Source organism: Bradyrhizobium sp. UFLA05-109 (genome assembly GCF_054185165.1).
Window position 1 is genome coordinate 13,244 of sequence record NZ_JBBIAR010000027.1, and the last position, 22,247, is coordinate 35,490.

The 22,247-nt window shown below is 63.1% G+C and carries 25 protein-coding genes; 16 read left to right on the forward strand and 9 right to left on the reverse strand.

Translation table 11 applies throughout. From position 1 onward, the window contains the following. The first annotated feature begins 113 nt into the window (after window positions 1-113). Both Q3C01_RS20555 and cynS read left to right on the forward strand, forming a co-directional pair. Window positions 114-1,472, forward strand: coding sequence for a tetratricopeptide repeat protein (locus tag Q3C01_RS20555; RefSeq protein WP_458147126.1), 1,359 nt, complete (start codon window positions 114-116; stop codon window positions 1,470-1,472). Between the two features lie 146 nt (window positions 1,473-1,618). Continuing rightward, window positions 1,619-2,107: a cyanase gene (gene cynS / locus Q3C01_RS20560; protein ID WP_458147127.1), complete on the forward strand. Its 489-nt coding sequence runs from the start codon at window positions 1,619-1,621 to the stop codon at window positions 2,105-2,107. Here cynS and Q3C01_RS20565 read toward each other — a convergent pair. Next, window positions 2,094-2,921 (reverse strand): isocitrate lyase/PEP mutase family protein, encoded by an 828-nt coding sequence (locus Q3C01_RS20565; RefSeq protein ID WP_458147128.1) that lies wholly within the window; start codon window positions 2,919-2,921, stop codon window positions 2,094-2,096. The two genes, cynS and Q3C01_RS20565, sit on opposite strands and share 14 nt — an antisense overlap. Window positions 2,922-3,036: 115 nt before the next feature. On the opposite strand from Q3C01_RS20565, the gene Q3C01_RS20570 reads away from it, so the two are divergent. Continuing rightward, window positions 3,037-4,011, forward strand: coding sequence for a LysR family transcriptional regulator (locus tag Q3C01_RS20570; protein ID WP_458147129.1), 975 nt, complete (start codon window positions 3,037-3,039; stop codon window positions 4,009-4,011). Window positions 4,012-4,022: 11 nt separating this feature from the next. Here the strand turns inward: Q3C01_RS20570 and Q3C01_RS20575 are convergent, their stop codons facing one another. Further along, the gene (locus tag Q3C01_RS20575) at window positions 4,023-4,346 is read right to left on the reverse strand and encodes a DUF1476 domain-containing protein (RefSeq protein WP_458147130.1); all 324 of its coding nucleotides are present in this window, start codon (window positions 4,344-4,346) and stop codon (window positions 4,023-4,025) included. A 315-nt stretch (window positions 4,347-4,661) separates the two neighbouring features. On the opposite strand from Q3C01_RS20575, the gene purC reads away from it, so the two are divergent. Beyond that, complete coding sequence (purC, locus tag Q3C01_RS20580) at window positions 4,662-5,429, forward strand: phosphoribosylaminoimidazolesuccinocarboxamide synthase (RefSeq protein WP_008974302.1); 768 nt, start codon at window positions 4,662-4,664, stop codon at window positions 5,427-5,429. Between the two features lie 14 nt (window positions 5,430-5,443). Continuing rightward, window positions 5,444-5,683 (forward strand): phosphoribosylformylglycinamidine synthase subunit PurS, encoded by a 240-nt coding sequence (gene purS, locus Q3C01_RS20585; protein WP_458147131.1) that lies wholly within the window; start codon window positions 5,444-5,446, stop codon window positions 5,681-5,683. A 3-nt stretch (window positions 5,684-5,686) separates the two neighbouring features. Here purS and corA read toward each other — a convergent pair whose 3' ends face one another. Beyond that, window positions 5,687-6,703 (reverse strand): magnesium/cobalt transporter CorA, encoded by a 1,017-nt coding sequence (gene corA, locus Q3C01_RS20590; RefSeq protein ID WP_458147132.1) that lies wholly within the window; start codon window positions 6,701-6,703, stop codon window positions 5,687-5,689. A 167-nt stretch (window positions 6,704-6,870) separates the two neighbouring features. Between corA and purQ the strand changes: the two genes are divergently transcribed. Then, window positions 6,871-7,572, forward strand: a complete 702-nt coding sequence (gene purQ, locus Q3C01_RS20595; RefSeq protein ID WP_458147133.1) for a phosphoribosylformylglycinamidine synthase subunit PurQ — start codon at window positions 6,871-6,873, stop codon at window positions 7,570-7,572. 144 nt (window positions 7,573-7,716) lie between these two features. Beyond that, window positions 7,717-8,454 (forward strand): tetratricopeptide repeat protein, encoded by a 738-nt coding sequence (locus tag Q3C01_RS20600; RefSeq protein ID WP_458147134.1) that lies wholly within the window; start codon window positions 7,717-7,719, stop codon window positions 8,452-8,454. A 48-nt stretch (window positions 8,455-8,502) separates the two neighbouring features. Here Q3C01_RS20600 and Q3C01_RS20605 read toward each other — a convergent pair whose 3' ends face one another. Then, the gene (locus Q3C01_RS20605; RefSeq protein ID WP_458147135.1) at window positions 8,503-8,982 is read right to left on the reverse strand and encodes a PaaI family thioesterase; all 480 of its coding nucleotides are present in this window, start codon (window positions 8,980-8,982) and stop codon (window positions 8,503-8,505) included. Between the two features lie 183 nt (window positions 8,983-9,165). Here Q3C01_RS20605 and purL point away from each other — a divergent pair, with 183 nt between their 5' ends. Further along, window positions 9,166-11,379 (forward strand): phosphoribosylformylglycinamidine synthase subunit PurL, encoded by a 2,214-nt coding sequence (purL, locus tag Q3C01_RS20610; protein ID WP_458147136.1) that lies wholly within the window; start codon window positions 9,166-9,168, stop codon window positions 11,377-11,379. An 84-nt stretch (window positions 11,380-11,463) separates the two neighbouring features. Here the strand turns inward: purL and Q3C01_RS20615 are convergent, their stop codons facing one another. After that, complete coding sequence (locus Q3C01_RS20615) at window positions 11,464-12,651, reverse strand: acyltransferase family protein (protein WP_458147137.1); 1,188 nt, start codon at window positions 12,649-12,651, stop codon at window positions 11,464-11,466. 192 nt (window positions 12,652-12,843) lie between these two features. Here Q3C01_RS20615 and Q3C01_RS20620 point away from each other — a divergent pair, with 192 nt between their 5' ends. Further along, window positions 12,844-13,017, forward strand: a complete 174-nt coding sequence (locus tag Q3C01_RS20620; RefSeq protein ID WP_458147138.1) for a DUF1328 domain-containing protein — start codon at window positions 12,844-12,846, stop codon at window positions 13,015-13,017. A gap of 99 nt (window positions 13,018-13,116) precedes the next feature. On the opposite strand, the gene Q3C01_RS20625 is transcribed toward Q3C01_RS20620, so the two are convergent. Continuing rightward, the gene (locus Q3C01_RS20625; RefSeq protein WP_458147139.1) at window positions 13,117-13,476 is read right to left on the reverse strand and encodes a DUF427 domain-containing protein; all 360 of its coding nucleotides are present in this window, start codon (window positions 13,474-13,476) and stop codon (window positions 13,117-13,119) included. Between the two features lie 196 nt (window positions 13,477-13,672). Between Q3C01_RS20625 and Q3C01_RS20630 the strand changes: the two genes are divergently transcribed. From Q3C01_RS20630 to Q3C01_RS20645, 4 genes are read left to right on the forward strand one after another with little or no spacing between them, the layout of a single operon-like run. Beyond that, entirely contained in the window at window positions 13,673-13,909 is a 237-nt protein-coding gene (locus Q3C01_RS20630; RefSeq protein ID WP_458147140.1) for a BolA/IbaG family iron-sulfur metabolism protein, read from the forward strand. Window positions 13,910-13,942: 33 nt separating this feature from the next. Then, window positions 13,943-15,130, forward strand: a complete 1,188-nt coding sequence (locus tag Q3C01_RS20635; protein ID WP_458147141.1) for a low temperature requirement protein A — start codon at window positions 13,943-13,945, stop codon at window positions 15,128-15,130. 59 nt (window positions 15,131-15,189) lie between these two features. Then, window positions 15,190-15,720, forward strand: coding sequence for a CbrC family protein (locus Q3C01_RS20640; RefSeq protein ID WP_458147142.1), 531 nt, complete (start codon window positions 15,190-15,192; stop codon window positions 15,718-15,720). Between the two features lie 47 nt (window positions 15,721-15,767). Continuing rightward, complete coding sequence (locus tag Q3C01_RS20645) at window positions 15,768-16,409, forward strand: hypothetical protein (RefSeq protein ID WP_458147143.1); 642 nt, start codon at window positions 15,768-15,770, stop codon at window positions 16,407-16,409. Between the two features lie 10 nt (window positions 16,410-16,419). Here Q3C01_RS20645 and egtD read toward each other — a convergent pair whose 3' ends face one another. Continuing rightward, the gene (egtD, locus tag Q3C01_RS20650) at window positions 16,420-17,391 is read right to left on the reverse strand and encodes an L-histidine N(alpha)-methyltransferase (RefSeq protein WP_458147144.1); all 972 of its coding nucleotides are present in this window, start codon (window positions 17,389-17,391) and stop codon (window positions 16,420-16,422) included. A gap of 51 nt (window positions 17,392-17,442) precedes the next feature. Then, a complete protein-coding gene (gene egtB / locus Q3C01_RS20655; protein WP_458147145.1) occupies window positions 17,443-18,690 on the reverse strand; it encodes an ergothioneine biosynthesis protein EgtB in 1,248 nt (415 codons plus the stop codon). Window positions 18,691-18,984: 294 nt separating this feature from the next. Here egtB and grxD point away from each other — a divergent pair, with 294 nt between their 5' ends. The 3 genes from grxD to Q3C01_RS20670 are packed head-to-tail and all read left to right on the forward strand — an operon-like array spanning window position 18,985 to window position 21,149. Next, the gene (gene grxD / locus Q3C01_RS20660; protein WP_458147146.1) at window positions 18,985-19,317 is read left to right on the forward strand and encodes a Grx4 family monothiol glutaredoxin; all 333 of its coding nucleotides are present in this window, start codon (window positions 18,985-18,987) and stop codon (window positions 19,315-19,317) included. A gap of 3 nt (window positions 19,318-19,320) precedes the next feature. Then, on the forward strand, window positions 19,321-19,869 hold the full coding sequence (locus Q3C01_RS20665; protein ID WP_458147147.1) for an O-acetyl-ADP-ribose deacetylase: 549 nt from the start codon (window positions 19,321-19,323) through the stop codon (window positions 19,867-19,869). A 2-nt stretch (window positions 19,870-19,871) separates the two neighbouring features. Continuing rightward, window positions 19,872-21,149: a serine hydrolase domain-containing protein gene (locus Q3C01_RS20670; protein ID WP_458147148.1), complete on the forward strand. Its 1,278-nt coding sequence runs from the start codon at window positions 19,872-19,874 to the stop codon at window positions 21,147-21,149. On the opposite strand, the gene Q3C01_RS20675 is transcribed toward Q3C01_RS20670, so the two are convergent. Next, complete coding sequence (locus Q3C01_RS20675; RefSeq protein WP_458147149.1) at window positions 21,150-22,217, reverse strand: threonine aldolase family protein; 1,068 nt, start codon at window positions 22,215-22,217, stop codon at window positions 21,150-21,152. Between the last annotated feature and the right edge of the window lie 30 nt (window positions 22,218-22,247).

The window sequence follows — 22,247 nt, forward strand, 5'->3', positions numbered from 1 at the left end:
CAAAAGTGCTGCCGGAGCTTTCACGCGAGCGCTTGTAGTTGAAGCAACTAAAGGCTGTACACGCGCTCACTGCCCGTTACTATGGTCGGCAGGAATGAGGGCTGGGGCGCTCAATGATCGGGATGGTACGCTGCGCAATCATGGGCGCGGCGGTGATGTTGGTGGTGGCGACGCTTCCTGCGTTGGCCGCAACGGATACTGCGTCGGACTGGAAGTGTACCGCGATAACGGAAGTCCCGATCGACGAACGGATCGTTGCATGTACCTCCGTACTGGAATCCGGGAAATACGGCCAGCAGGGCGCGATCAGGGCTCATTTCAACCGAGCCGCCGCTTACAACAAGAAGCGCGAGTTCGCGCATGCGATCGCGGACTATGATGAGCTGATCAGGCTCTATCCGCGAAATATGTACGCCTACTACTCTCGGGCCTATTCGTATCATCAACTGGGCGAATTTGACCGCGCTATCGCGGATTACGGTGAGGCCATTCGGTTGAACCCCAAAAATCAGCGGGCCTATTTCAGTCGCGGTGTCACCTACTCAAAGAACGGCGACTACGATCGGGCCATCGCCGACTATACCGACGCGATCCAGTTTAGCTCGCAGGGCCCCCAGGCAGATGCCAACGGCGCGGCCTACTACCAGGGAAACGACCTGGCTCCTGTTGTTGCCGATCGCAATCAGGCCAGTCCGGCGAATTCAACGACCAGGCGAGCCTATGTGGCGCGCGGAGCAGCCTATATCAAGAAGGGCAGCATCGATCGGGCCATTTCCGACTATGATCAGGCCATTGGCCTTGATCCGAGCGAAAAGACTGCATTCGTCTACCGTGCCGCAGCGTATCGAGCCGAGCATGAGCTCAATCGCGCCATGGCCGATTGCGAACGCGCTGTTCAGCTCGATCCGAAGGATGAGTTTGCCTATATCTGCCGTGGCGCGACCCACATGGCATCGGCGGATCCTGGGCGGGCCATAGCTGAATTTGATCGGGCGATCGAACTGAACCCAAAGCAGGGCGGTGCCTATCGCGACCGTGCCATGGCCAATTTCCGGACTGGCTCAATTGCAAAATCGATAGCGGATCTTGATCAAGCGAGCAGCCTCGACCCAAAGAACCCTTATATCGCACTGTGGCGCGATATAATCAGCAGGCGCGGCAATCAGCCGGGCCGGCTTGCCGATGCGGCAAGTCAGGTCGATATGGCCAAGTGGCCCGCTCCGGTCATCCGTCTTTTTTTGGGAGAAGTCACGCCAAAGGAGCTGCTCGCCGCCGCGGACGATCAGGACCCGGTGAAGAAGAAGGGGCAAGAGTGCGAAGCGAATTTCTATACCGCGGAGCTCGCCTTGCAGCGAGGGACGATGGAGGAGGCGCGGCGACTCTTCGGCCTGGCTGTGGCCGACTGCCCGAAGACCTTCATTGAGTGGCAAGCCGCCCAAGCTGAGCTTAGCGCACTGGATGCCAAGCGCTGACCATCGGGCCAATTTGCCGAGCTTCACATGGCAGCGTGCTGGCACGTTTCGTGCAGTCCTGAACGACACGAACGAAGCAGTATCTACCGTGCCTCCCGTAAGGGAAGCGATAGCGCGACACAACGGCCTGCAAGGGAGTCCCCAACATGACGCGTTCCGACCTCACCGAAAAGCTGCTCGACATCAAGCGCGAGAAGGGCTGGAGCTGGAAGTACATCTGCGAGAAGGTCGGCGGCTATTCCGAGGTGCTGATCGTCGGCGCGATCATGGGCCAGATGAAACTGACCAAGCCGCAGGCCGCCAATGCTGGCGAATTGTTCGGCCTCTCGAAGGCCGAGACTGCGATGCTCAACGAGGTGCCGATGCGCGGCACGGGCTCGCCGATGCCGCCGACTGATCCCCTGATCTACCGCTTCTACGAGATGGTGATGGTCAACGGTCCGGCCTGGAAGGCCCTGATCGAGGAGGAGTTCGGCGACGGCATCATGTCGGCGATCGACTTCGATATGGCGATCGAGCGCGTCGCCAACCCCAAGGGTGACCGCGTCCAGATCACCATGAGCGGCAAATTCCTGCCGTACAAATATTATGGCGCCAGCGGCAACGTGCCGGAGTACGGTTTCAAGGAGGAGTGACCGCCGCGAAGGCGTCGCGGAGCTCCTTGATCGGCGCCATCTCGCGAACATAGGTGAAGGACCCTGTCTCCTTCATCTCGCGCGCGCTGCGCAGGAAGGCTGCGAGCGCAAATCGCGACATGGCGCCGCCGACGCTGATGCGCTTGACGCCCGCCTCGGACAATTGCGCGAGCGTCAGCGTCGGGTCGGCAAAGCCCATCACCAGGTTGAAGGGCTTTGTCACCGACGAGGCGACCGTCTTGATCGTCGCGAGGTCGTAGACGCCGGGTGCATAGAGCACATCGGCGCCTGCGGCCTCGAACGCCCTAAGGCGCCTGATCGTGTCGTCGAGATCGTTGCGGCCCTTCAGTAGGTTCTCGGCGCGTGCCGTCAGCATGAACGGAAAGGGCAGCGCGCGTGCCGCCTCGACGGCAGCCTGCACGCGCTCGACCGCGAGCGAGAAATCGTAGATCGGCTGGCGGGGATCGCCGGAATAATCCTCGATCGAGCCGCCAACGCAGCCAACCTCCGCCGCGCGCGTGATCGCCCGTGCTGCGGTCTTCGGATCGTCGGCGCCGCAATTTTCGAGATCTGCATTTACGGGCAGGTCGGTCGCCTCGGCAATCGCCCGGCAATTGTCGAGAATGGCATCGAGGCTGATGGTCGCGCTGCCGAGCGTGTTGGCGAGGCCGAGGCTGGTGGTGGCGAGTGCCTCGAACCCCATGGCCGCGAGGAGTTTTGCGGTGCCGGCGTCCCAGGGATTGGGAATGATGAAGGCGCCCGCCCGCTCGTGCAGGGCTCGAAACGTCATTGCCTTCTCCAATTGGTTCGCCATGGCCTGCTTCCCGTGTGCTGGTGTCTGTTCGGACACAGCGATAGGCGCATTTCCACCATTCGCCAAATTTGTTATTTCTCTCCAGATCATCAGCTTTTTGCATGAGGTGTCCGCGATGGACAGCGATGCCCTCGATACGTTCCTGACCGTTCACCGCAGGGGAGGAATCTCGAATGCGGCCAAGGCGCTGCATCGCTCGCAGCCCGCGATCTCGCGCCGCATTGCGCTCTTGGAGCAGGAGCTCGGCGTGCCCCTGTTCGAGCGGGTCGCAGGCCGTACGCTGCTGAGCGATGCCGGGCGCGTGCTGATCCCCTATGCCGAGCGCGCCGTCGCGGCCGCGCAGGATGCCGAGCAGGCAATACGCGCGCTGACGAAGCAGAATTCAGGGCCGGTCTCGCTCGCCGTGACCGGCACGCTCGCCGACAGCCGCCTCTCGGAAATCATGAAAGGATTTGCCAAAGCGAATTCGGACGTCACGCTCACGCTTCGCACCGCCACCAGCGCCGAGGTCAGCGACCTCATCCGCCGCGGCGAGGCGACGCTCGGGCTGCGCTACAATGTCGACCGGTCGGCTGACCTCGCTTGCGAGCCGATCCTGACCGAGAGGCTGCAAGTCGTGTGCGCGCCCGATCATGCGCTCGCCGGCAAGCGCGTCGGACGTCTCGCCGCGCTTGGTGAGCAACGCTGGATCGCGTTTCCCGAGATACCCGGACGCCGCGAGATCGCGGCTTCCCACGTCTTTGCGTTGTTTCTCACGCAAGGATTGGGCGAGGTGGAGTGGACGCCGGTCGATAGTCTCACGGCGCAGAAGCGCCTCGTTGAGTCGGGCTTCGGCCTTGCGCTGCTCGCGCAAAGCCACGTGGCCGAGGAGGTGGCCTCGGGCACCATGTCGACCATTGCCGTCGGCGATCTCTCGGCAAGTCACGATGTGACCGTCGTCACCCGGCGAGACGGATTTTTGAGCATGGCTGCGCGGCGGTTGCTGGAGGCGATTCGGCGTGACTACAGCGCTGTCGGCGCTGTCGTGGCCGGGCGTCCGCGGAAAGGTCGCGCGGCGCGCAAAACACGTGCGCGCCGGCGTGCCGCCTAGAAGGCGTTCGCTTATTTCCCCGTCTTCACCTCGGCCGCCGCCACCGCGATCAGTTCGTTCATCTTGGTGCGAATCGCCTGCTCGGTGACGGCCACGCCTTTGGCTGAGAAATCGCCCAAAACCTTGCGCAGGACGTCACCGTCGCCGGCTTCCTCGAAATCAGCTGCGACCACCTCCTTGGCATAAGTCGTGGCCGCATCCCCCGCGAGACCGAGCTGTTCGGCGGCCCAGAGGCCGAGCAGGCGATTGCGGCGGGCCTCGGCCTTGAATTTCTGCTCCTCGTCGAGGGCGAATTTCTTCTCGAAACCTTCCTCGCGCTTGTCGAAAGTGGTCATGCTTTTCCGTTCCAATTCCCTTGCTGAATCCGGCGGTCGCGCTGCGTTGCGGTGACCCCGGCCGATGCCTAGATAAGGGGCACGAATCGGCAGACCAATGAGCCGTAAAGCCGCAGGCAAGACGGTATAAGTTGGTGCCGGAAGAGCCGGATCGATTGTGCTGGGACAGCCAATCGGATAGGTTGCCTAAAGGTTTGGTTCCTGTTCTGTTTCTATGGGTTCCAGACCGTTCACGGCAGCTCCGCTGTGGGTCCTAATCCTTGTCAACCGGAGCACACCAAATTCATGGATTTTAACAAAACACGGTACATCCCCATGAGCCGTCGGCGTCGCATTTATGAAGGCAAGGCAAAGGTTCTTTACGAAGGTCCCGAGCCCGGCACCTTGATCCAGCACTTTAAAGACGACGCCACCGCGTTCAATGCGAAGAAGCACCAGGTGATCGAGGGCAAGGGCGTCCTCAACAACCGGATCTCGGAGTACCTGTTTCAGCACCTCAACGACATCGGGGTGCCGACCCATTTCATCCGTCGCCTCAACATGCGCGAGCAGTTGATCCGCGAGGTCGAGATCGTGCCGCTCGAGGTGGTGGTGCGGAACGTTGCCGCGGGCTCGCTGTCGCAGCGGCTCGGCATCGAGGAGGGCACGCAGCTGCCGCGCTCGATCATCGAATTCTACTACAAGAACGACCAGCTCAACGATCCCATGGTGTCGGAAGAGCACATCACCGCCTTCGGTTGGGCGACGCCGCAGGAGATCGACGACATCATGGCGCTCGCCATCCGCGTCAACGATTTCCTCACCGGCCTCTTCCTCGGCATCGGCATCCGCCTCGTCGACTTCAAGATGGAATGCGGCCGCCTGTTCGAGAACGAGATGATGCGCATCATCGTCGCCGACGAGATCTCACCGGACTCCTGCCGTCTCTGGGACATCAAGTCGAACGAGAAGCTCGACAAGGACCGCTTCCGGCGCGACCTCGGCGGCCTGCTCGAGGCCTATACCGAAGTTGCAAAGCGACTCGGCATCCTCATGGAGAACGAGCGTCCGGCGGGCTCGGGCCCGGTGCTGGTGAAGAGCTAAGAGGGATTTTTGACGTGAAGGCACGTGTCACCGTTACCCTGAAGACGGGCATTCTGGATCCGCAGGGCAAGGCCATCGAAGGAGCGCTGAAATCGCTCGGCGTCGACGGTATCGCCAGCGTCCGACAGGGAAAGGTGTTCGACATCGAGCTCGCCGGCGCGGACAAGGCCAAGGCGGAGGCCGCGCTGAAGGAGGTCGCCGACAAGCTGCTCGCCAACACGGTGATCGAGAACTATCGCGTCGAGATCGTCTAGCGTTCACAGCCACCCGACGCGGCGGAAGCGCCAGTAGAGCGCGAGACACGCCACCACCATCAGGCCCAGTACGGCAAAATAGCCGTACTCCCAGTCCAGCTCCGGCATGTGCTTGAAATTCATGCCGTAGATTCCTGCGACCGCCGTCGGAACGGCGATGATGGCAAGCCACGAGGCGAGTCGCTTGGAGACCAACGTTTCCTGCGCCTGGCCGACCAAGAGGCTCGCCTCGAACGCGAATGCCAGTACTTCGCGCATGGAATCGATGCGTTCCTGGATATTGCGGACGTGGTCGGTGACGTCGCGGAACAGGGGCTGCATGGTCGGACGCACCATCGACAGCTCATCGTGCTCCAGCCGGCGGCAAACTTCCACCAACGGCCCGATTGCGTTCCGGAGCCGCAGCAGGTCACGACGCAGCATGTAGAGCCGTTCGATCTGCGGCTTGGTGATCACGTTGGAAAGTACGTGGTCCTCGATCTCCTCGACCTCCTCGTGAATGCTTTCGAGCACGGGGGAGTAGTTGTCGACGATGAAATCGAGGATGGCATAGAGGATGTAGTCCTCACCGCGGGCCAGCGCCCGCGGACAGCTTTCGCAGCGCGCGCGCACCGCCGTGTAGGACGTCGAGGCGCCGTGACGGACGGTGACGAGATAGCCGTCGCCGACGAAGATGTGCGTCTCGCCGAAGGCGATGCGGCCGTCGATGAGTTGCGCCGTGCGCGCGACGATGAACAGGGCCTCGCCATATTGCTCGATCTTCGGCCGCTGATGGGCGTTGTTGGCGTCCTCGATCGCAAACTCGTGCAGATCGAATTGCTTCTGCACGGCGCTGAGCATCGCCATGTCCGGCTCATGCAGCCCGATCCAGACGACATGGCCGGGCTTTGCCCGCCAGCTCGAGGCTTCGCTGATTGCGATGTTGGCGACGCGCCGGCCATCGACATAGGCACCGGCGGCAACGACGCCCTCGGTGGAGACCGGTTCGGCTGGGGATGTGGGCGAGGACGGGACGTTCATGGCTTCAATCCCAGGCAAAATCGTTCGGCCAAAGAGCTGGCTATGGCCTGTGCACAAAGCGGCCAAGTGAGGCTAGCACTGGTAAAATCCGCGTCAAATGGTTATGTCTCCTCACGATTTGGCCGCTGGCCAGCCCGATTCCATTCCTCGCTTCGGAACTCAAAGCCATGAAAGCCGCCATCCTCGTCTTTCCCGGAATCAACCGCGAGCGCGACATGGCGCGTGCGTTGAAGCTGATCTCGGGACGCGAGCCGGCGATGGTCTGGCACGCCGAGAACTCGCTGCCGGCAGGAACCGATCTGGTCGTGGTACCCGGTGGTTTCTCTTATGGCGATTATTTGCGCTGTGGCGCCATCGCGGCGCGCGCGCCGGTGATGGATGCGGTGCGCGATTATGCGGCCGAGGGCGGCCTCGTGCTCGGCGTCTGCAACGGTTTCCAGATTCTCTGCGAGTCCGGTCTCTTGCCGGGCGTGCTGATGCGCAATGCGCGGCTGAAGTTCATCTGTCACGACGTGCATCTGCGCGTCGAGCGCTCCGATACGCCGTTCACCCGCGGCTACAATGCCGGCCAAGTGATCCGCGTGCCGGTCGCCCATGGCGAGGGCAACTACGAGGCGGATGAAGAGACTATCAAGCGGCTCGAAGGCGAGGGCCGGGTGCTCTATCGCTATTGCTCGGCCGAGGGCGTGGTCGACGAAGCCCACAACATCAACGGCGCGGCCCATTCCATCGCCGGGATCGTCAACGACAAGGGCAACGTGCTCGGCATGATGCCGCATCCGGAAAATCACGTCGAAGACATCATGGGCTGCACCGACGGACGCGGCCTGTTCGCCGGCCTCGTCGCGCATCTCGACCGCGCGGCGTGAACCTCATCACCCGACATCGCGACTGACGAAGGGTTGTTCGATCGCGCGCGAAGTCCCGCGCGTTTGGAACAACTCTGGATTGTTTCACTGCATCGACATGCTATCAAGGGTGTCGGCGCCATTGATACGTACGTCGGATTTCGCATGCCCGTTGCCCTGATCGTCCTGCTGCTCGAGATCACGCTCATTTGGCACGCAGCACGCACCGGGCGGCTGCGGCCCTGGGCGTTCATCATCCTGATGGTGCCGCTGGTCGGTTCGCTGGCCTACATCGTTGTCGAACTCATTCCCGAATGGTTCTCGAGCCCGCAGGCGCGACAGGCTCGCCAGCGCTTCGCCAACCGGCTCGACCCGGAGAAGCGCTATCGCGAATTGCAGGATCGCCTCGCCGCGACCGATTCCATCGTCAATCGCGCCGCGCTCGCCGAGGAATGCGTGAAGATCGCGCGATTCGGCGAGGCCGAGCGGCACTACGATCACATCCTGAAGCTGCCGATGGGTCACGACCCCGCCTATGCGCTCGGCAAGGCTCAGGCGGAATTTTCAGGCAATCGTCCGGCCGATGCGCTGGCGACGCTCGACGATCTCCAGAAGCAGTGGCCGGAATTCGATTCGGCCGAAGCGCATCTTCTGTATGCCCGCGCTCTTGCCGAGGTCGGACGCCTCGACGAGGCGCTCGAGGAATATCAGGCCGTGGCGGCCTATTTCCCCGGTGCCGAGGCGCGGGTGCGCTACGGCATGCTGCTGCAAATGGTCGGCCGCACCGCGGAAGCGCGGGTGATCTTCAACGAGCTCCTGATCCAGATGCGGCGCGCACCAAAATATCTGCGCAATGCGCAGGCCGAGTGGCTCTCGATCGCCGAGAAGCTGCTTTCGACCTGAGCGGCCGGCGCTGGCTCGCCGTCCATCGCGCGCGGTGCGGCCCCCGGGTCAGGCACCGGTCGGCGATGGCGCCTTCCGCTTCACCCGCTTGATCGTGCCGGAGAAGGTGAACAGCCTGCGCTCGCCGGCCATCATCTCGCCGCGCAGGAAGATCAGCGAGCCGCCGGCGCGGGTGACCTCACCGGTGCATTCGATCAGCTCCCCCTCGTGGCCGGCATCGAGGAATTCGCAGCCAAAATTGACGGTCACGCCGCGGCCGTCCAGCGCGTGGCGGCCGATCGCGAACAGGCAGTAATCGGCGAACGCCATGAAGCAACCGCCATGGACGTTCTGGGAGCCGTTGAGGTGCTTCTTCTCGACCCGGAAGGCGCAGCGCACGCGGCCGTCCTCCTCGAAGCGGTGCCAGAAGGGACCGATATGGTTCTCAAAACTATCGCGAATCCAGGTCTGCCAGCCCTTGAATTCCCCCTCGGTCGCGACATGCAGGTCGGGGCGGCGGTCGGGCATCGTTTTGGTCAGCTCGTGCAAGGAATGGGGCCTTCAAATGAGGGGTTTTTGCCCTTAAATCCGATCCATCCGCGCTGTGCAATTCCTGTTCCCGCGGGCCCCTTCTGCAAAACTATGGACAGTGGGAAAATGCGCCTTAAAGGGCTTTTCCCAGGCCGTGGATGTTCCTAAGAACGGCCAGACCCCGCCGAAAGCGCCGAATCCATGCTCAAGAACGAACCAAAGATCACCCCCGAACTGGTCGCCGCCCACGGGCTCAAGCCCGACGAGTATGAGCGCATCCTGAAGCTGATCGGGCGAGAGCCGACCTTCACCGAGCTCGGCATCTTCTCGGCGATGTGGAACGAGCACTGCTCGTACAAGTCCTCGCGCATCCATCTGCGCGGCCTGCCGACGAAAGCGCCCTGGGTGATCCAGGGGCCTGGCGAGAACGCCGGCGTGATCGATATCGGCGACGGCCAAGCCGTGGCCTTCAAGATGGAGAGCCACAACCACCCGAGCTACATCGAGCCCTATCAGGGCGCGACCACCGGCGTCGGCGGCATCTTGCGCGACGTCTTCACCATGGGCGCGCGCCCGATCGCCTGCCTCAACGCGCTGAGCTTTGGCGCACCCGAGCATCCCAAGACGCGGCACCTCGTCTCCGGCGTCGTCGCCGGCGTCGGCGGCTACGGCAATTCGTTCGGCGTGCCGACGGTCGGCGGCCAGGTGCGCTTCCACACCCGCTATGACGGCAACATCCTCGTCAACGCCATGGCGGTCGGCCTCGCCGACGCCGACAAGATCTTCTATGCGGCCGCCTCCGGCGTGAACATGCCGATCGTCTATTTGGGCTCGAAGACGGGCCGCGACGGCATTCACGGCGCCTCGATGGCGTCGGCCGAGTTCGACGACAAGTCCGAGGAAAAGCGCCCGACCGTGCAGGTCGGAGATCCCTTCGCCGAAAAGCTTTTGCTCGAGGCCTGCCTCGAGATCATGGAAAAGGGCTGTGTCATCGCGATCCAGGACATGGGCGCGGCGGGGCTTACATGCTCGGCAGTCGAAATGGGCGCCAAGGGCGACCTCGGCGTCGATCTCGACCTCGACGCGGTGCCGACGCGCGAGACCGGCATGAGCGCCTACGAGATGATGCTCTCGGAGAGCCAGGAGCGCATGCTCATGGTGCTCAAGCCCGAGAAGGAGAAAGAGGCGGAGGCGATCTTCAAGAAATGGGGGCTCGACTTCGCCGTGGTGGGTTACACCACGCCAACCAAGCGCTTTGTGGTCAAGCATGGCGGCGACGTCATGGCCGACCTGCCGATCAAGGAGCTCGGCGATGAGGCGCCGGTCTACGACCGGCCGCATGTCGCTTCAAGCTCGCTGCCGGTCGTGCATGCCCGCGAGGTGGCGGCGCCGATGGGCATTGGTGCTGCGCTCGAGAAACTGATCGGCACGCCCGAGCTGTGCAGCAAGCGCTGGGTCTGGGAGCAGTACGACCACGTCATCCTCGGCAACACCGTGCAGCGTCCGGGCGGCGATGCCGCCGTCGTCCGCGTAGAGGACGGGCCGAAGGGGCTCGCGATGACGGTGGATGTGACGCCGCGCTATTGCGAGGCTGATCCATTCGAGGGTGGCAAGCAGGCGGTGGCCGAAGCCTGGCGCAACATTACCGCGGTCGGGGGCAAGCCGCTCGCGATCACCGACAATCTCAATTTCGGCAATCCGGAACGGCCCGAGATCATGGGCCAGTTCGTCGGCTGCCTGAAGGGCATTTCGGACGCCTGCCGCGCGCTCGACTTCCCGGTCGTGTCCGGCAACGTCTCGCTCTACAACGAGACCAATGGCCGCGCGATCCTGCCGACGCCCTCGATCGGCGGCGTCGGCGTGCTCGATGATTTCACCAAGTCCGCTTCGCTCGCCTTCAAGGCCGAGGGCGAGGCGATCCTGTTGATCGGCGAGACCCATGGCTGGCTAGGCCAGTCGGTTTATCTGCGCGACATCTGCGGTCGCGAGGAGGGCGCGCCACCGCCGGTTGATCTCACCGCCGAGAAGCGCAATGGCGACGTGGTGCGCGGCATGATCCATGCGGGCACTGCGACCGCAGCGCACGATCTTTCCGACGGCGGTCTTCTGGTGGCGCTGGCCGAGATGGCGATGGCGAGCGGCATCGGAGCGCGCCTGTTGGCTGCGCCCACCGCGCTCGTGCCGCACGCCTATTGGTTCGGCGAGGACCAGGCGCGCTACATTGTGACGGTGCCTGAAACACAGGCCGGCCTCGTGCTTGCAAAGATGCGCGGCTGCGAGGTGCCCTGCGTGCGCATCGGCACCACCGGCGGCGACGCGATTACGATTGGCGGCGAGGCGCCGGTCAAGATCGACACGCTGCGCACCGCATTCGAGCGCTGGCTGCCGGAGTATATGGGCGCGAAGGTGGCTTGAGGTCATTCCGGGGCGCGCGATAGCGCGAACCCGGAATCTCGAGATTCCGGGTTCGATGCTGCGCATCGCCCCGGAATGACTCCCTCACAACACCCGTGTCGCGCCGGGAATCTTTCGTAGCGCTGCCGTGGCGGCCCAGCTCAGGATTACCGTGAGCACGAACGCGATCGTCGCCTTCACGATCGCCGGCACGCTGACGTCGAACAGGTAATACTGGATCCACAGCACGATCGGGTAGTGCACCAGGAACATGCCGTAGGCTTCGCCCTGCATGCGGTCGAGCAACGTCGGTCCCGGTGCTTTCGAGTGCAGGAAGAAGGCGAGGATCGTCAGCAGGATCGCGGCCGAGAACAGCACGAAGAACGAGCCGTAGATTGCATGATACCACCACGGCAGATGGGGCGGATTGCCCAGGATCTCGCGCTTGACGAAGATCATGCACCACATGCCCGCGTAGGGGAGCAGGGTGACGAACAGCCAGCTCCATCGGCTTTTCGGTAACTGGCCGTCCGGGCCCAGCACGCCGGTGGCCATGCTGGCACAGCCGACGCCGGCGCCGATGAAGAAATAGGAGGCGTAGAGCAGCACACGGCTCGCCTGCACCGAGAACGGTCCAAATTCGAACCAGTGATTGACGCCGTAATAGATCAGCAACGGGATGTAGGCGATCTCGGTGACGATGCAGAGCAGCAGCCAGAACCGCCACGGCTCCTTGAAGCCCAATTGCGAGACCCGGTTGATCGGAAACACCAGCGTCGACGAGACCCGGTAGAGCAGGCACGCGGTGACGTCGAAGGCGAGCAGCACCCAGACGAACCAGATCGGACCGCTTGGCCATGGCCCGACGGTCACCGTCTTCCACCAGAACGCCGAGAAGGTGAGATCGGAGCCGCCCTGCAATGCCAGCGCGTAATAGGCGAGCGGGATTAGCGTCAGCGCGCAGACGGCGAAGGGAAGGCCGAGCCGAAGCATGCGGTCGCTGATGAAAGTCAGCGGCGCCTTGTGGCCGAGGCCGGGCCATACGAACAGTCCCGACAGGAAGAAGAACATCGCCATGAAGAACGAGTCGTTGGCGAGCACGATCAGATCGAACCCGATCCACTCGGTCGGATCGGTGTGACCGAAATAGGTATAGGGGATGACGGCATGATGCAGCAGCACCACAAGGGTCAGGAACGTGCGCGCCCGATCCAGCGACAGGTTTCGCACCTTGCTTTTGGGAGCAGCGCTGACCTCCGCGCCAGCCGCCGCCGTAGGTGAGATCGTTGTCATGTTCGCCCCGGTTGCATCCTTCCCTGGATGCGATGTTGCCGCCGGGGCGCGTATTCAGCAAGCTCTGTTTGGCTTGGCAAGGGTTCGTCTCGCGCCCGCAGCGGTGCATAATAGGAACCGCTTTGTCACTCTGCACGTTAAAGTTCACGAAATCTTCAATTGGCCGCCCGCTTCGGCGGCGCGGAGCTGGCGATGACGATCTTGAAATGGGCGCTGATCTTCCTTCTGGTCTCGATCGTGGCCGGCTTGCTCGGCTTCACCGGCATTTCGGCCGCCTCCGCCGACATCGCGCGCTTCCTGTTCTACGTCTTCGTCGTGATCTTCCTGATACTTCTGGTGTTGGGACTCACGATCTTCAGGGCGTAGCTACTGGAGTCGTTCCGGGGCGATGCGAAGCATCGAACCCGGAATCTCGAGATTCCGGGTTCGGTCCTGCGGACCGCCCCGGAATGACAGCATCCAAAATTACCCCACTTCCTCGATCTTCACCTTGTCAGGATAGAAGGCGAGATGGCCGGAGATCTCCGTCATGGCGGGGAACGGCGTCTCGTAAGTCCAGATCGCATTGTCCAGCGTGTTGCCGTCGGCCTTGACGCTGAAATAGCTCGCGTCCCCCTTGTAGGGACAATGGGTGACGCGGTCGGTCCGCTCGAGCAAGGCCATGTTGGCGTCCTCCCGCGGCACGTACTGGACAGCCGGATACCGGGCCTCCTTCAACGTCAGCGCCTTCGTGGTGTCTGCGATCACAACGTCGCCCGCCGTCACGCGGACGCGCCTGGGGTTGTGAGTGATGGTGATGGGGTGGTCGGGGCCCGGAAGCTTCATGATTTCACGCCTTTTTGGTCGATTGGCCGTGCGCGGCACTTAGTCGTGCCTTTATCCCGCTCGAAGCTGAAATATAGTCGCTGGAAGCGTGACCTAGAAGGCCGTTCACGCTAAGTTTGGGCCTGCCGGTCCCGGGGACCCCGGCAAGTGATTCGAAGGCCTGAATTCGAAGGCGGTAGAAGGAGCAAGAGCCGAAATGCCAATGGACGCCCACGATATCGAGGCGATGATCAAGACAGCGATCCCCGATGCCGAGGTAACGATCCGGGACCTCGCCGGTGACGGCGACCATTATGCCGCGACCGTCATCTCGGAATCCTTCCGTGGAAAGTCCCGCGTTCAGCAGCACCAGATCGTCTATCAGTCGCTGCGCGGCCAGATGGGCGGTGTGCTTCACGCGCTGGCGCTGCAGACCGGCGTGCCCGGAAGCTGATGTTGAATTGATCTTTTGCCGGCGGGGTAGGCTATGGCTGCGGACGATACACGCGGCGCGATGTTTCGCGTCATCGTGCCGGACCAGCCGAGCCGCGTTACCTATGTCGAGTTGTTCTTCGATCTCGTCTTCGTCTACGCCGTCACGCAGATTTCGCACATGCTGCTCGGCCGCTTCACGCCGCTCGGCGCTGTCCAGGTCACGCTGCTGTTCCTCGCGGTGTGGTGGGTCTGGGTCTACACCGCCTGGGTCACCAACTGGCTGAACCCCGAGCTGACGCCGGTCCGCGTCCTGCTCTTCCTGATGATGCTGGGCGGCCTCGTGCTGTCGACCTCGATCCCGACGGCATTCGAGGGGCGTGGGCTGTGGTTTGCGATCGCCTATGCGTCCATGCAGGTCGGACGTACCGCCTTCTGGCTGTTTGCGACGCCGCCGCACCGGATTATGGTCCGGCACAATGCGATCCGCATCCTGCTCTGGCTCTCGGTCTCTGCCGTGCTGTGGATCGCAGGCGGGTTTGCGGAGGGAGAGGCGCGGCTGTGGTTCTGGACTGCGGCCGTCGTCTTCGAATACATCTCGCCGGCCGCGCGCTTCTGGGTGCCGAAGCTGGGATTCTCGTCGGTCGAAGCCTGGGCCGTCGAGGGTGGCCATATGGCCGAGCGCTGCGCCGGCTTCATCATCATCGCACTCGGAGAGGCCGTCGTCGTCAACGGCGCGACGTTTGCCGAGCTGAGCTGGACCGGCGAGAACATCTCCGCCTTCCTGGCCGCGCTCCTCGGCAGCGTCGCGATGTGGTGGATCTATTTCAACAAGGGCGCGGAAGCGGGCTCCGAGCTGATCTCGAAATCCGCCGATTCCGGCCGGCTCGCGCGGCTCGCCTACACCTACCTGCATATGCCGATCATTGCCGGCATCATCCTGACCGCCGTGTCGGATGAGCTGGTACTGAAGCATCCGAACGGACATTCCGATCTCAGGACGGTCTTGAGCACAGTCGGCGGTCCCCTGGTGTTTTTGGTAGGCACCATCCTGTTCAAGCACGCGATCCGCGGCTTCCTCCAGCTCTCGCACGGCATCGGCATCGTCATGCTTCTGGCGTTAGGCTGGTTCGGCGGTGAATTATCGCCGCTCTGGCTGTCGATCGCGACGACGGCGATCCTGATCGTGGTGGCGGTGTGGGAATCGGTGTCGTTGCGCGCGCAGCCTGAGGAGGTTGATTGAACCGCTTGTGCTGATCGGACGTCTAACGACGAACCGTTCTCGTCAAGGCTCCGACAGACATGAACCTTCCCGTCTTCAGATATCATCCTGATCCGATTGCAAGCGGCAGCATCGTTGCGTCCGGGGCGCAATGCGTCTGCTGCGACCAGCGGCGCGGCTTCATCTATACGGGGCCGAGCTATTGCGAGGTGGAGCTCGAAGAAGCGCTCTGTCCGTGGTGCATCGCCGACGGCTCGGCGCATGAGAAGTTCGACGCGAGCTTCGTCGACGAAGCGCTCTTTCCGGACGAGATTCCCCGCAACATTGTTGAGGAGATCGCTTTCCGCACCCCGGGCTTCTCCGGTTGGCAGCAGGAGCAGTGGATGGCCTGTTGCGGCGATGCGGCCGCTTTTATCGAGCCAGCCGGCTACGCCGATATCCGCGCGCGCCATCCGCAGCTTGAGGGCACGTTGATGATGCAAATCGTGAACGATCGCGGCATTTCGGCGACGCAATTTCTGGCCTCACTCAACCGCGAACACGGGCCTACGGCTTATGTCTTCTGCTGTCGCCACTGCGACGGCAAGCTCGCTTACACCGACTGTCTGTAGCCGGGGCATGCAGAGCCGACATGAGCCACGCCTTCCGGAGCTGCATAATGTGCCTCGCGATAGTGACGTTCTCGGCGACCGCTGTCTCGGCTGGCGACACGATCCCGCTCGACGTCGAGCTCAAACTGACGGATCAGGACTACCAGCCGCTCGCTGGCGTGCCGGTCCGCCTGGTGTTCGGCACCGCGGATTGGCAGGTGCCCAATTCCGGCACGCGCGTCACCACCGCGGATGATGGCACTGCACGATTTGCGGCGCAGGCCGTCATCGACCGACGCTGGAATTTCCGCAATATCGGCTTCACACCTTTCAGCATGCCGTTTCGTGCCGACCACCTTTTTCTTGCGGCCGAGCTTGAATTCGCAATTCCAAGACGGGACGGCGGGGATGCCGTTCATCGGTTTCTCTACACGGCCGATATCGATCGGATGCCGGACGGGGATTGCAGCACCTTTGACCTCGACAAGGTCTATGAGGCGGGGCCAGACGGCCGATTCACCAAGCTCGTCGGCTCCAACGCAGCCGGCCCGAATTTCGACGGCATGATCGAGGGTTGGAAGCTCGGCAGTGCCGGATACAGGATGTGGGATTACATGCTGACGCCGGTCAAGGATGAGCTGACCGGCACGCGCAAGTGGCACTTGAAGCTCGGCTTGATGCGCCGGCCGAAGCCCATTCTGGTGCAATAGGCCGTCCGGCCTATTTAGACGCGACCAGCGCGTGCACCGAGAACATCCGTTCCGCGTCAGTCCAGGTCTCCTGCACCCGCCAGCCGGCGCCGCGCGCCAGCGCTGCGAACCGCTCCTGGCTGTATTTGTAGCTGTTCTCGGTATGGATGCTCTCGCCCGGCCGGAACGAGAAGCTGGTACCCAGCATGCGTACGGTCTGGCTCTTCCTGCTGATCAGGTGCATCTCGATGCGGTGCTGCTCGCGATTGTAGATCGCGCGATGGGTGAAGGCGGAGAGATCGAAATTGCCGCCGAGCTCGCGGTTGATGCGGACGAGCACATTGAGGTTGAAGCGGGCGGTGACGCCGGCTGCATCGTTGTAGGCGTCGTGGAGCACGCGCTCGTCCTTTTCGAGGTCGGCACCGATGATCATCAGCGCGTCCTGGCCCAGAATCTGCCGCGCGCTCTTGAGGAATGCCTGGGCTTCGTGCGGCTCGAAATTGCCGATGGTCGAGCCGGGGAAGAAGCCGACCTTCGGCAGGTTGGCGACCGCGGGTGGCAGTTCAAACGGCGCAGTGAAGTCGGCGGCCACGGGATGGATGTCGAGCGAGGGGAAATCCCGCCGCAAGCCGTTGGCCTGCCCCTGAAGGAAATCGCCGGAGATATCGACCGGCACGTAGGCCGCGAACCTGCAATGTTTCAGGAGCAGGCGGACCTTGGTAGTCGCGCCGGCGCCGAACTCGACCAGGGCCGCGTGCTCCGGGATGATTTTCGCGATCTCGCTGCCGCGCTCGCGCAGGATCGAGAGCTCGGTGCGCGTCGGATAATATTCCGGCAGGCGGGTGATCGCCTCGAACAGCTCTGATCCCGTCGCATCGTAGAAATATTTCGGCGACAGTCTTTTCGGCTGCTGTGACAGATCCCCGATGGCGTCGCGGGCAAAGGCGGTGGTCTGTTCGTCAGGAAGATGGGCTTCGGCCAAAGCGCTGGCGTGCACATTCATGATACTCTCCTGAACGCGCTTTCCGGCGCGCGGTTGTCGTCGGATGAGAACTCACTCGTAGTCGGCGAGGCGTAATCCCGTGAATTGCCAACGGTGGTGCGGGTAGAAGAAGTTGCGATAGGTGATACGGCTGTGCCCGCCTGGAGTTGCAAGCGAAGAGCCGCGCAGCACCAGCTGATTGACCATGAACTTGCCGTTGTACTCGCCGAGCGCGCCTTCCACGGCGCGGTAACCGGGATAGGGCGAATATGAGCTGCGGGTCCATTGCCAGACGATGCCGAAGGCATCGTTGAGCTGGCCGGCGCGGGCCGCGACCTCCCATTCGATCTCGGTCGGCAGGTGTTTGCCGGACCAGCGCGCGAATGCATCCGCCTCGTAATAGCTCACGTGGCACACGGGCGCGTCGGGATCGACCGGCTTGAGCCCGGCGAGCGTCATCACGTGCCAGTGACCGTCGATCTCGCGCCAGTGGCCTGGCGCCTGCCAGCCCTCGTTGCCGACCGCCGCAAAGCCGTCCATCAGCCAGAGCGACGCGGCCCGGTAACCGCCGTCGCGCATGAAGGCCAGCCATTCGGCATTGGTGACGAGATTGCGTGCGATCCGCACCGGGCCGACGAGCGCGCGATGCGCGGGCTTCTCATTGTCGAAATGGAAGCTCTCGTCGGCGTGTCCGATGCTGTGAATGCCTTCGTTCAGGGATAGCCACTCCGCGCCAGTCTTGTTCGAAGCCGGGAAGTGCCACTCGGGATCGTAAGCAGGCAGGACCGGATTCTGCACAAAGGCATGCAGGATATCCGTGAACATCAGCTCCTGGTGCTGCTGCTCATGATTGAGGCCGACTTCGACCAACGGGCTGATGGCGCGAAGCTTGGCTTCGTCCATCCCGCGGAAGAATCTCACGACGGCGGCATCGACGTGAGCCCGATAGGCAGTGACCTGATCGGCGCTCGGCCGCGTGATGTCACCGCGGCGATGCCGGGCATGGCGTGGACCGGCGCTGACGTAATAGGAATTGAACAGGAATGCGAAGTCGGGATGGAAGGGCTTATAGCCCGGACAGTGCTCGCCAAGCAGAAACTGCTCGAAGAACCAGGTCGTATGCGCGCGGTGCCATTTCGTGGGGCTCGCATCCGGCATGGACTGGATCTGCTGGTCTTCCGCGCTAAGCGGCGCCGCGCGGCGCTCGGTCTCGTTGCGGACCGTCACAAAGGCATCCACCAGCGCTTCGGCCAAGCTGCCGGATTCGGAGAAAGGTGACGCGGGGAGCGGGCTGGCCGTCGCGGAGGCTTGTTTCGTCACGGTTTTCTCCAGGTGGACAAGAGAACGTTGCAGACGTAGCTCGGTTCCAAGAGACAGGTTCGTCCTAAATAGGGCCTCCGTTACGGGATAAAAGTCCTCCTCGGTGATGATATTAGAGCCATCAGGTCATGGTCTGGCCGGCCCCGAACTCGCACGTTGGCCGCATGGCAGGTCTCCGTCGCCGCCATTTTACTTTGGATGTCCAATAGTTTGCGCTACATATAGGGGCAGGTATCGGGTTAGATGGCTGAGCCGGCCCGAAGCGATGAGGGCTCCGCCCCGGAAGGACATGATATGAGCATCGAGGAATTCATCGACGGCGAAGTGAAGTCGAACGACGTGGTTCTGTTCATGAAGGGCACGCCGCAATTTCCGCAGTGCGGTTTCTCCGGCCAGGTCGTGCAGATCCTCGACCATCTCGGGGTCGGCTATAAGGGCCTGAACGTTCTCGAATCGGCCGAGCTGCGCAATGGCATCAAGGTCTATTCGAACTGGCCGACCATCCCCCAGCTCTATGTGAAGGGCGAGTTCGTTGGCGGCTGTGACATCGTGCGCGAAATGTTCCAGGCCGGCGAATTGCAGCAGCTCTTCTCCGACAAGGGCGTTGCCGTCAACGCGGCGGCCTGACGCTTGGCGATGCTGACGCGCCGGATCGGTGGCGCGCAGCTCGAGATCATCGTCGCCGACATCACGACGCTCGGCGTTGACGCGATCGTCAACGCCGCCAACACGTCGCTCCTCGGTGGGGGCGGCGTCGATGGTGCGATCCACCGGGCCGCCGGCCCGGACCTTGTCACCGAGTGCCGCATGCTCCATGGCTGCAAGACGGGTGATGCCAAGATCACGCGTGGCTACCGGTTGAAGGCCGCGCATGTGATCCACACCGTCGGTCCGGTATGGAATGGCGGCAACCTCGGCGAAGACGATCTGCTCGCCTCCTGCTACCGCCATTCGATGGAGCTCTGCCGCAAGCACGAGCTCGCTTCCGTGGCATTCCCGGCGATCTCGACCGGCGTCTACCGTTTCCCGGCGGACCGCGCCGCGCGGATTGCTGTCGCAACCACGGTCGAAGCTCTGGCCGCGACTTCTTCGGTCACTCAGGTCATCTTCTGCTGTTTCTCCGAGCCAAGTGCCGTCTTGCATCGTGAGGCGCTGTTGGCGCACGGCGCCGGCGATTGACGATGAGGCCGGGCCGTCGTTCCGTCGAAGGACGTCTGGCCCTGGCACGTTGGCTGTTTGTCTGCGCCGGGCTCTTGGCATTCGCCGCGGTTGCTGCGGCGGAAGACCTGCTTGCCGGACGTGAACTCGATCCGCAGAAGCTTGCGCCCGTCAGCGACTATCTTCGCAACGAGGTTGTGGCTGGCAAGATTCCCGGCGCCATCCTGCTGATCCAGCAGCATGGCAAGCCCGTGCTCTACGAAAAGTTCGGCCTGCGCAACATCAAGACCGCAGAGCCGATGACGGACGACACCATCTTCCGCCTCTATTCGATGTCGAAGCCGGTGACCTCGGTCGCGGCGATGATGCTGGTCGATGACGGCCGGCTTGGTCTCGACGACGCCCTTTCGAAATACATTCCGGCCTTCGCCGATGTGAAGGTTGGCGTCGTGCAGCCGGACAGTAGCCTGCGGCTTGTGCCAACGGCGCGACCGATCACCATCCGCGACCTCCTGCGCCATACTTCCGGCATCACTTACGGCTTCTATGGCGACAGCCCTGTCCGCAGGCTCTATGCGCAGGCCAGCCTGTTCGACGGCGATCCCGACAATGCGCAGTTTGTCGAACGGTTGGCGCGGTTGCCGCTGGCCGAGCAGCCGGCGACACTATGGGACTACGGCCATTCGACCGACGTGCTGGGGCGGGTGATCGAGATCGTCTCGGGTCAGTCGCTCTATCAGTTCGAGAAGGAGCGGCTGCTCGTTCCGCTGGGGATGAGCGATACCGCTTCTTTCGTCGCCGACGATGCGAAGCGACCATTGATCGCAGAGCCGATGCCGAGCGACTGGTTCGACCGTCCCGTCGCCGGCATTAGGGAGGCGACCGCACCGCATCGCTGGGAATCCGGCGGTGCCGGCATGGTCGGCACTGCCGGCGACTATGCGCGCTTTGCGCAGATGCTGCTCAATGGCGGCGAGCTCGACGGACGGCGCTATCTCAGGCGCGAGACGGTCGCGCTGATGACCTCGAACCAGATCGGCGAAGGGACGGGGATCGGGAAGGATCCTGAGTTCTATTTTCCGGGCCCGGACAGCGGCTTTGGCCTCGGATTTGCCGTGCGGACGGAAGCGAACGCGCCGCTGCCGGCCGGCGAATATCGCTGGGACGGCGTCGGCGGCACGTTCTTTTTCATCGATCCCGCGGACGACCTGTTCGTCGTCTGCATGATGCAGTCGCCGTCGCAGCGTGGGCCGATCCAGATCGAACTGAAGCGGCTGGTCTACGAGGCGATGGGGCGCTGATCACGCCCCGCGCACGATCTCGCGCACATGGCCGATCGTTTCCTCGATCATCGCAGCCGTCACGTCGAGATGCGTGCAGGCGCGGATACGGCCATCCATCATCGCAAGCATCACGCCGTGTTGGCGCAAGGCGCCAACCATCTTGTCGCCGGCAATGCCGGCGCCGTCGGGCCTGAAGAACACGAGGTTGGTCTCGGGCTCCTGCACTTCGATGCCTGCGATCTGCGATAGCCCGCGCGCCAGCGCGCGCGCATTGGCGTGGTCATCCGCAAGGCGATCGACATGGTGGTCGAGCGCATGGATGCAGGCGGCCGCGCAGACGCCGGATTGCCGCATCGAGCCGCCGAGGCGCTGCTTCCACTGCCAGACCGCGTCGATGAAGTCGCGCGAGCCGGCAAGCACGCCGCCGATCGGCGCGCCCAGGCCTTTCGAGAAGTCGATCCAGGCCGAATCCCAGCCTGCCGTCATGTCATGTGGTGAGATTCCGGCGGCGACGGTCGCGTTGAGCAGGCGCGCGCCGTCCATGTGGGTGGCAAGCCCATTCTGCTTTGCGATCGCGACGATCTCGTCGAGCGCTGCCTTCCTCCAGATCGTGCCGCCGCCGATATTGGCGGTCTGCTCGACGCTGACCACTCTCTGGATCGGCTGGTAGCGCGTGCGCGGATGAAGCGCTTTGCGGAACGTCTCAGGTGTGAACTGCCCGTCGGGACCTTGGAGCTGCGTGATCTGGAATCCGCCGAGGGCAGCATGCGCGCCGCCTTCGCGCGCGATGATATGTGCGGTTTCATGCGCGAGGATCTCGTCGCCGGGACGGCAGTGCACCAGCGTCGCGGTGACGTTGCACATCGTGCCCGAGGGCATGAACACCGCTGCTTCCTTGCCGAGCAGGTCGGCGACGCGCTCGCAGAGCGCATTCGTGGTCGGGTCGTCGCCGACCTGCTCGTCGCCGACCTCCGCGCGCGCCATCGCCTCGCGCATCGCAGGCGTCGGCCGCGTCTGCGTGTCCGAGAGCAGGTTGATGCGCACCGACGGCGCCTTCGGATCGACGGGGGGAGGGGTGTAGAGCATCATCAAGTTCCTTGCGAGTTCTATTCGCTC

What these genes read in the sequence shown, in the direction of transcription:
- Q3C01_RS20630 (WP_458147140.1), top strand. Translation starts at nt 13,673, where the DNA reads ATGCCAATGGACGCCCACGATATCGAGGCGATGATCAAGACAGCGATC.
- purL (WP_458147136.1), top strand. Translation starts at nt 9,166, where the DNA reads ATGCTCAAGAACGAACCAAAGATCACCCCCGAACTGGTCGCCGCCCAC.
- Q3C01_RS20600 (WP_458147134.1), top strand. Translation starts at nt 7,717, where the DNA reads ATGCCCGTTGCCCTGATCGTCCTGCTGCTCGAGATCACGCTCATTTGG.
- Q3C01_RS20565 (WP_458147128.1), bottom strand. Translation starts at nt 2,921, where the DNA reads ATGGCGAACCAATTGGAGAAGGCAATGACGTTTCGAGCCCTGCACGAG.
- Q3C01_RS20575 (WP_458147130.1), bottom strand. Translation starts at nt 4,346, where the DNA reads ATGACCACTTTCGACAAGCGCGAGGAAGGTTTCGAGAAGAAATTCGCC.
- Q3C01_RS20675 (WP_458147149.1), bottom strand. Translation starts at nt 22,217, where the DNA reads ATGCTCTACACCCCTCCCCCCGTCGATCCGAAGGCGCCGTCGGTGCGC.
- Q3C01_RS20615 (WP_458147137.1), bottom strand. Translation starts at nt 12,651, where the DNA reads ATGACAACGATCTCACCTACGGCGGCGGCTGGCGCGGAGGTCAGCGCT.
- Q3C01_RS20625 (WP_458147139.1), bottom strand. Translation starts at nt 13,476, where the DNA reads ATGAAGCTTCCGGGCCCCGACCACCCCATCACCATCACTCACAACCCC.
- Q3C01_RS20640 (WP_458147142.1), top strand. Translation starts at nt 15,190, where the DNA reads ATGAACCTTCCCGTCTTCAGATATCATCCTGATCCGATTGCAAGCGGC.
- Q3C01_RS20645 (WP_458147143.1), top strand. Translation starts at nt 15,768, where the DNA reads ATGTGCCTCGCGATAGTGACGTTCTCGGCGACCGCTGTCTCGGCTGGC.
- Q3C01_RS20635 (WP_458147141.1), top strand. Translation starts at nt 13,943, where the DNA reads ATGGCTGCGGACGATACACGCGGCGCGATGTTTCGCGTCATCGTGCCG.
- purQ (WP_458147133.1), top strand. Translation starts at nt 6,871, where the DNA reads ATGAAAGCCGCCATCCTCGTCTTTCCCGGAATCAACCGCGAGCGCGAC.
- Q3C01_RS20570 (WP_458147129.1), top strand. Translation starts at nt 3,037, where the DNA reads ATGGACAGCGATGCCCTCGATACGTTCCTGACCGTTCACCGCAGGGGA.
- Q3C01_RS20620 (WP_458147138.1), top strand. Translation starts at nt 12,844, where the DNA reads ATGACGATCTTGAAATGGGCGCTGATCTTCCTTCTGGTCTCGATCGTG.
- corA (WP_458147132.1), bottom strand. Translation starts at nt 6,703, where the DNA reads ATGAACGTCCCGTCCTCGCCCACATCCCCAGCCGAACCGGTCTCCACC.
- Q3C01_RS20555 (WP_458147126.1), top strand. Translation starts at nt 114, where the DNA reads ATGATCGGGATGGTACGCTGCGCAATCATGGGCGCGGCGGTGATGTTG.
- Q3C01_RS20670 (WP_458147148.1), top strand. Translation starts at nt 19,872, where the DNA reads ATGAGGCCGGGCCGTCGTTCCGTCGAAGGACGTCTGGCCCTGGCACGT.
- egtD (WP_458147144.1), bottom strand. Translation starts at nt 17,391, where the DNA reads ATGAATGTGCACGCCAGCGCTTTGGCCGAAGCCCATCTTCCTGACGAA.
- cynS (WP_458147127.1), top strand. Translation starts at nt 1,619, where the DNA reads ATGACGCGTTCCGACCTCACCGAAAAGCTGCTCGACATCAAGCGCGAG.
- grxD (WP_458147146.1), top strand. Translation starts at nt 18,985, where the DNA reads ATGAGCATCGAGGAATTCATCGACGGCGAAGTGAAGTCGAACGACGTG.
- purC (WP_008974302.1), top strand. Translation starts at nt 4,662, where the DNA reads ATGAGCCGTCGGCGTCGCATTTATGAAGGCAAGGCAAAGGTTCTTTAC.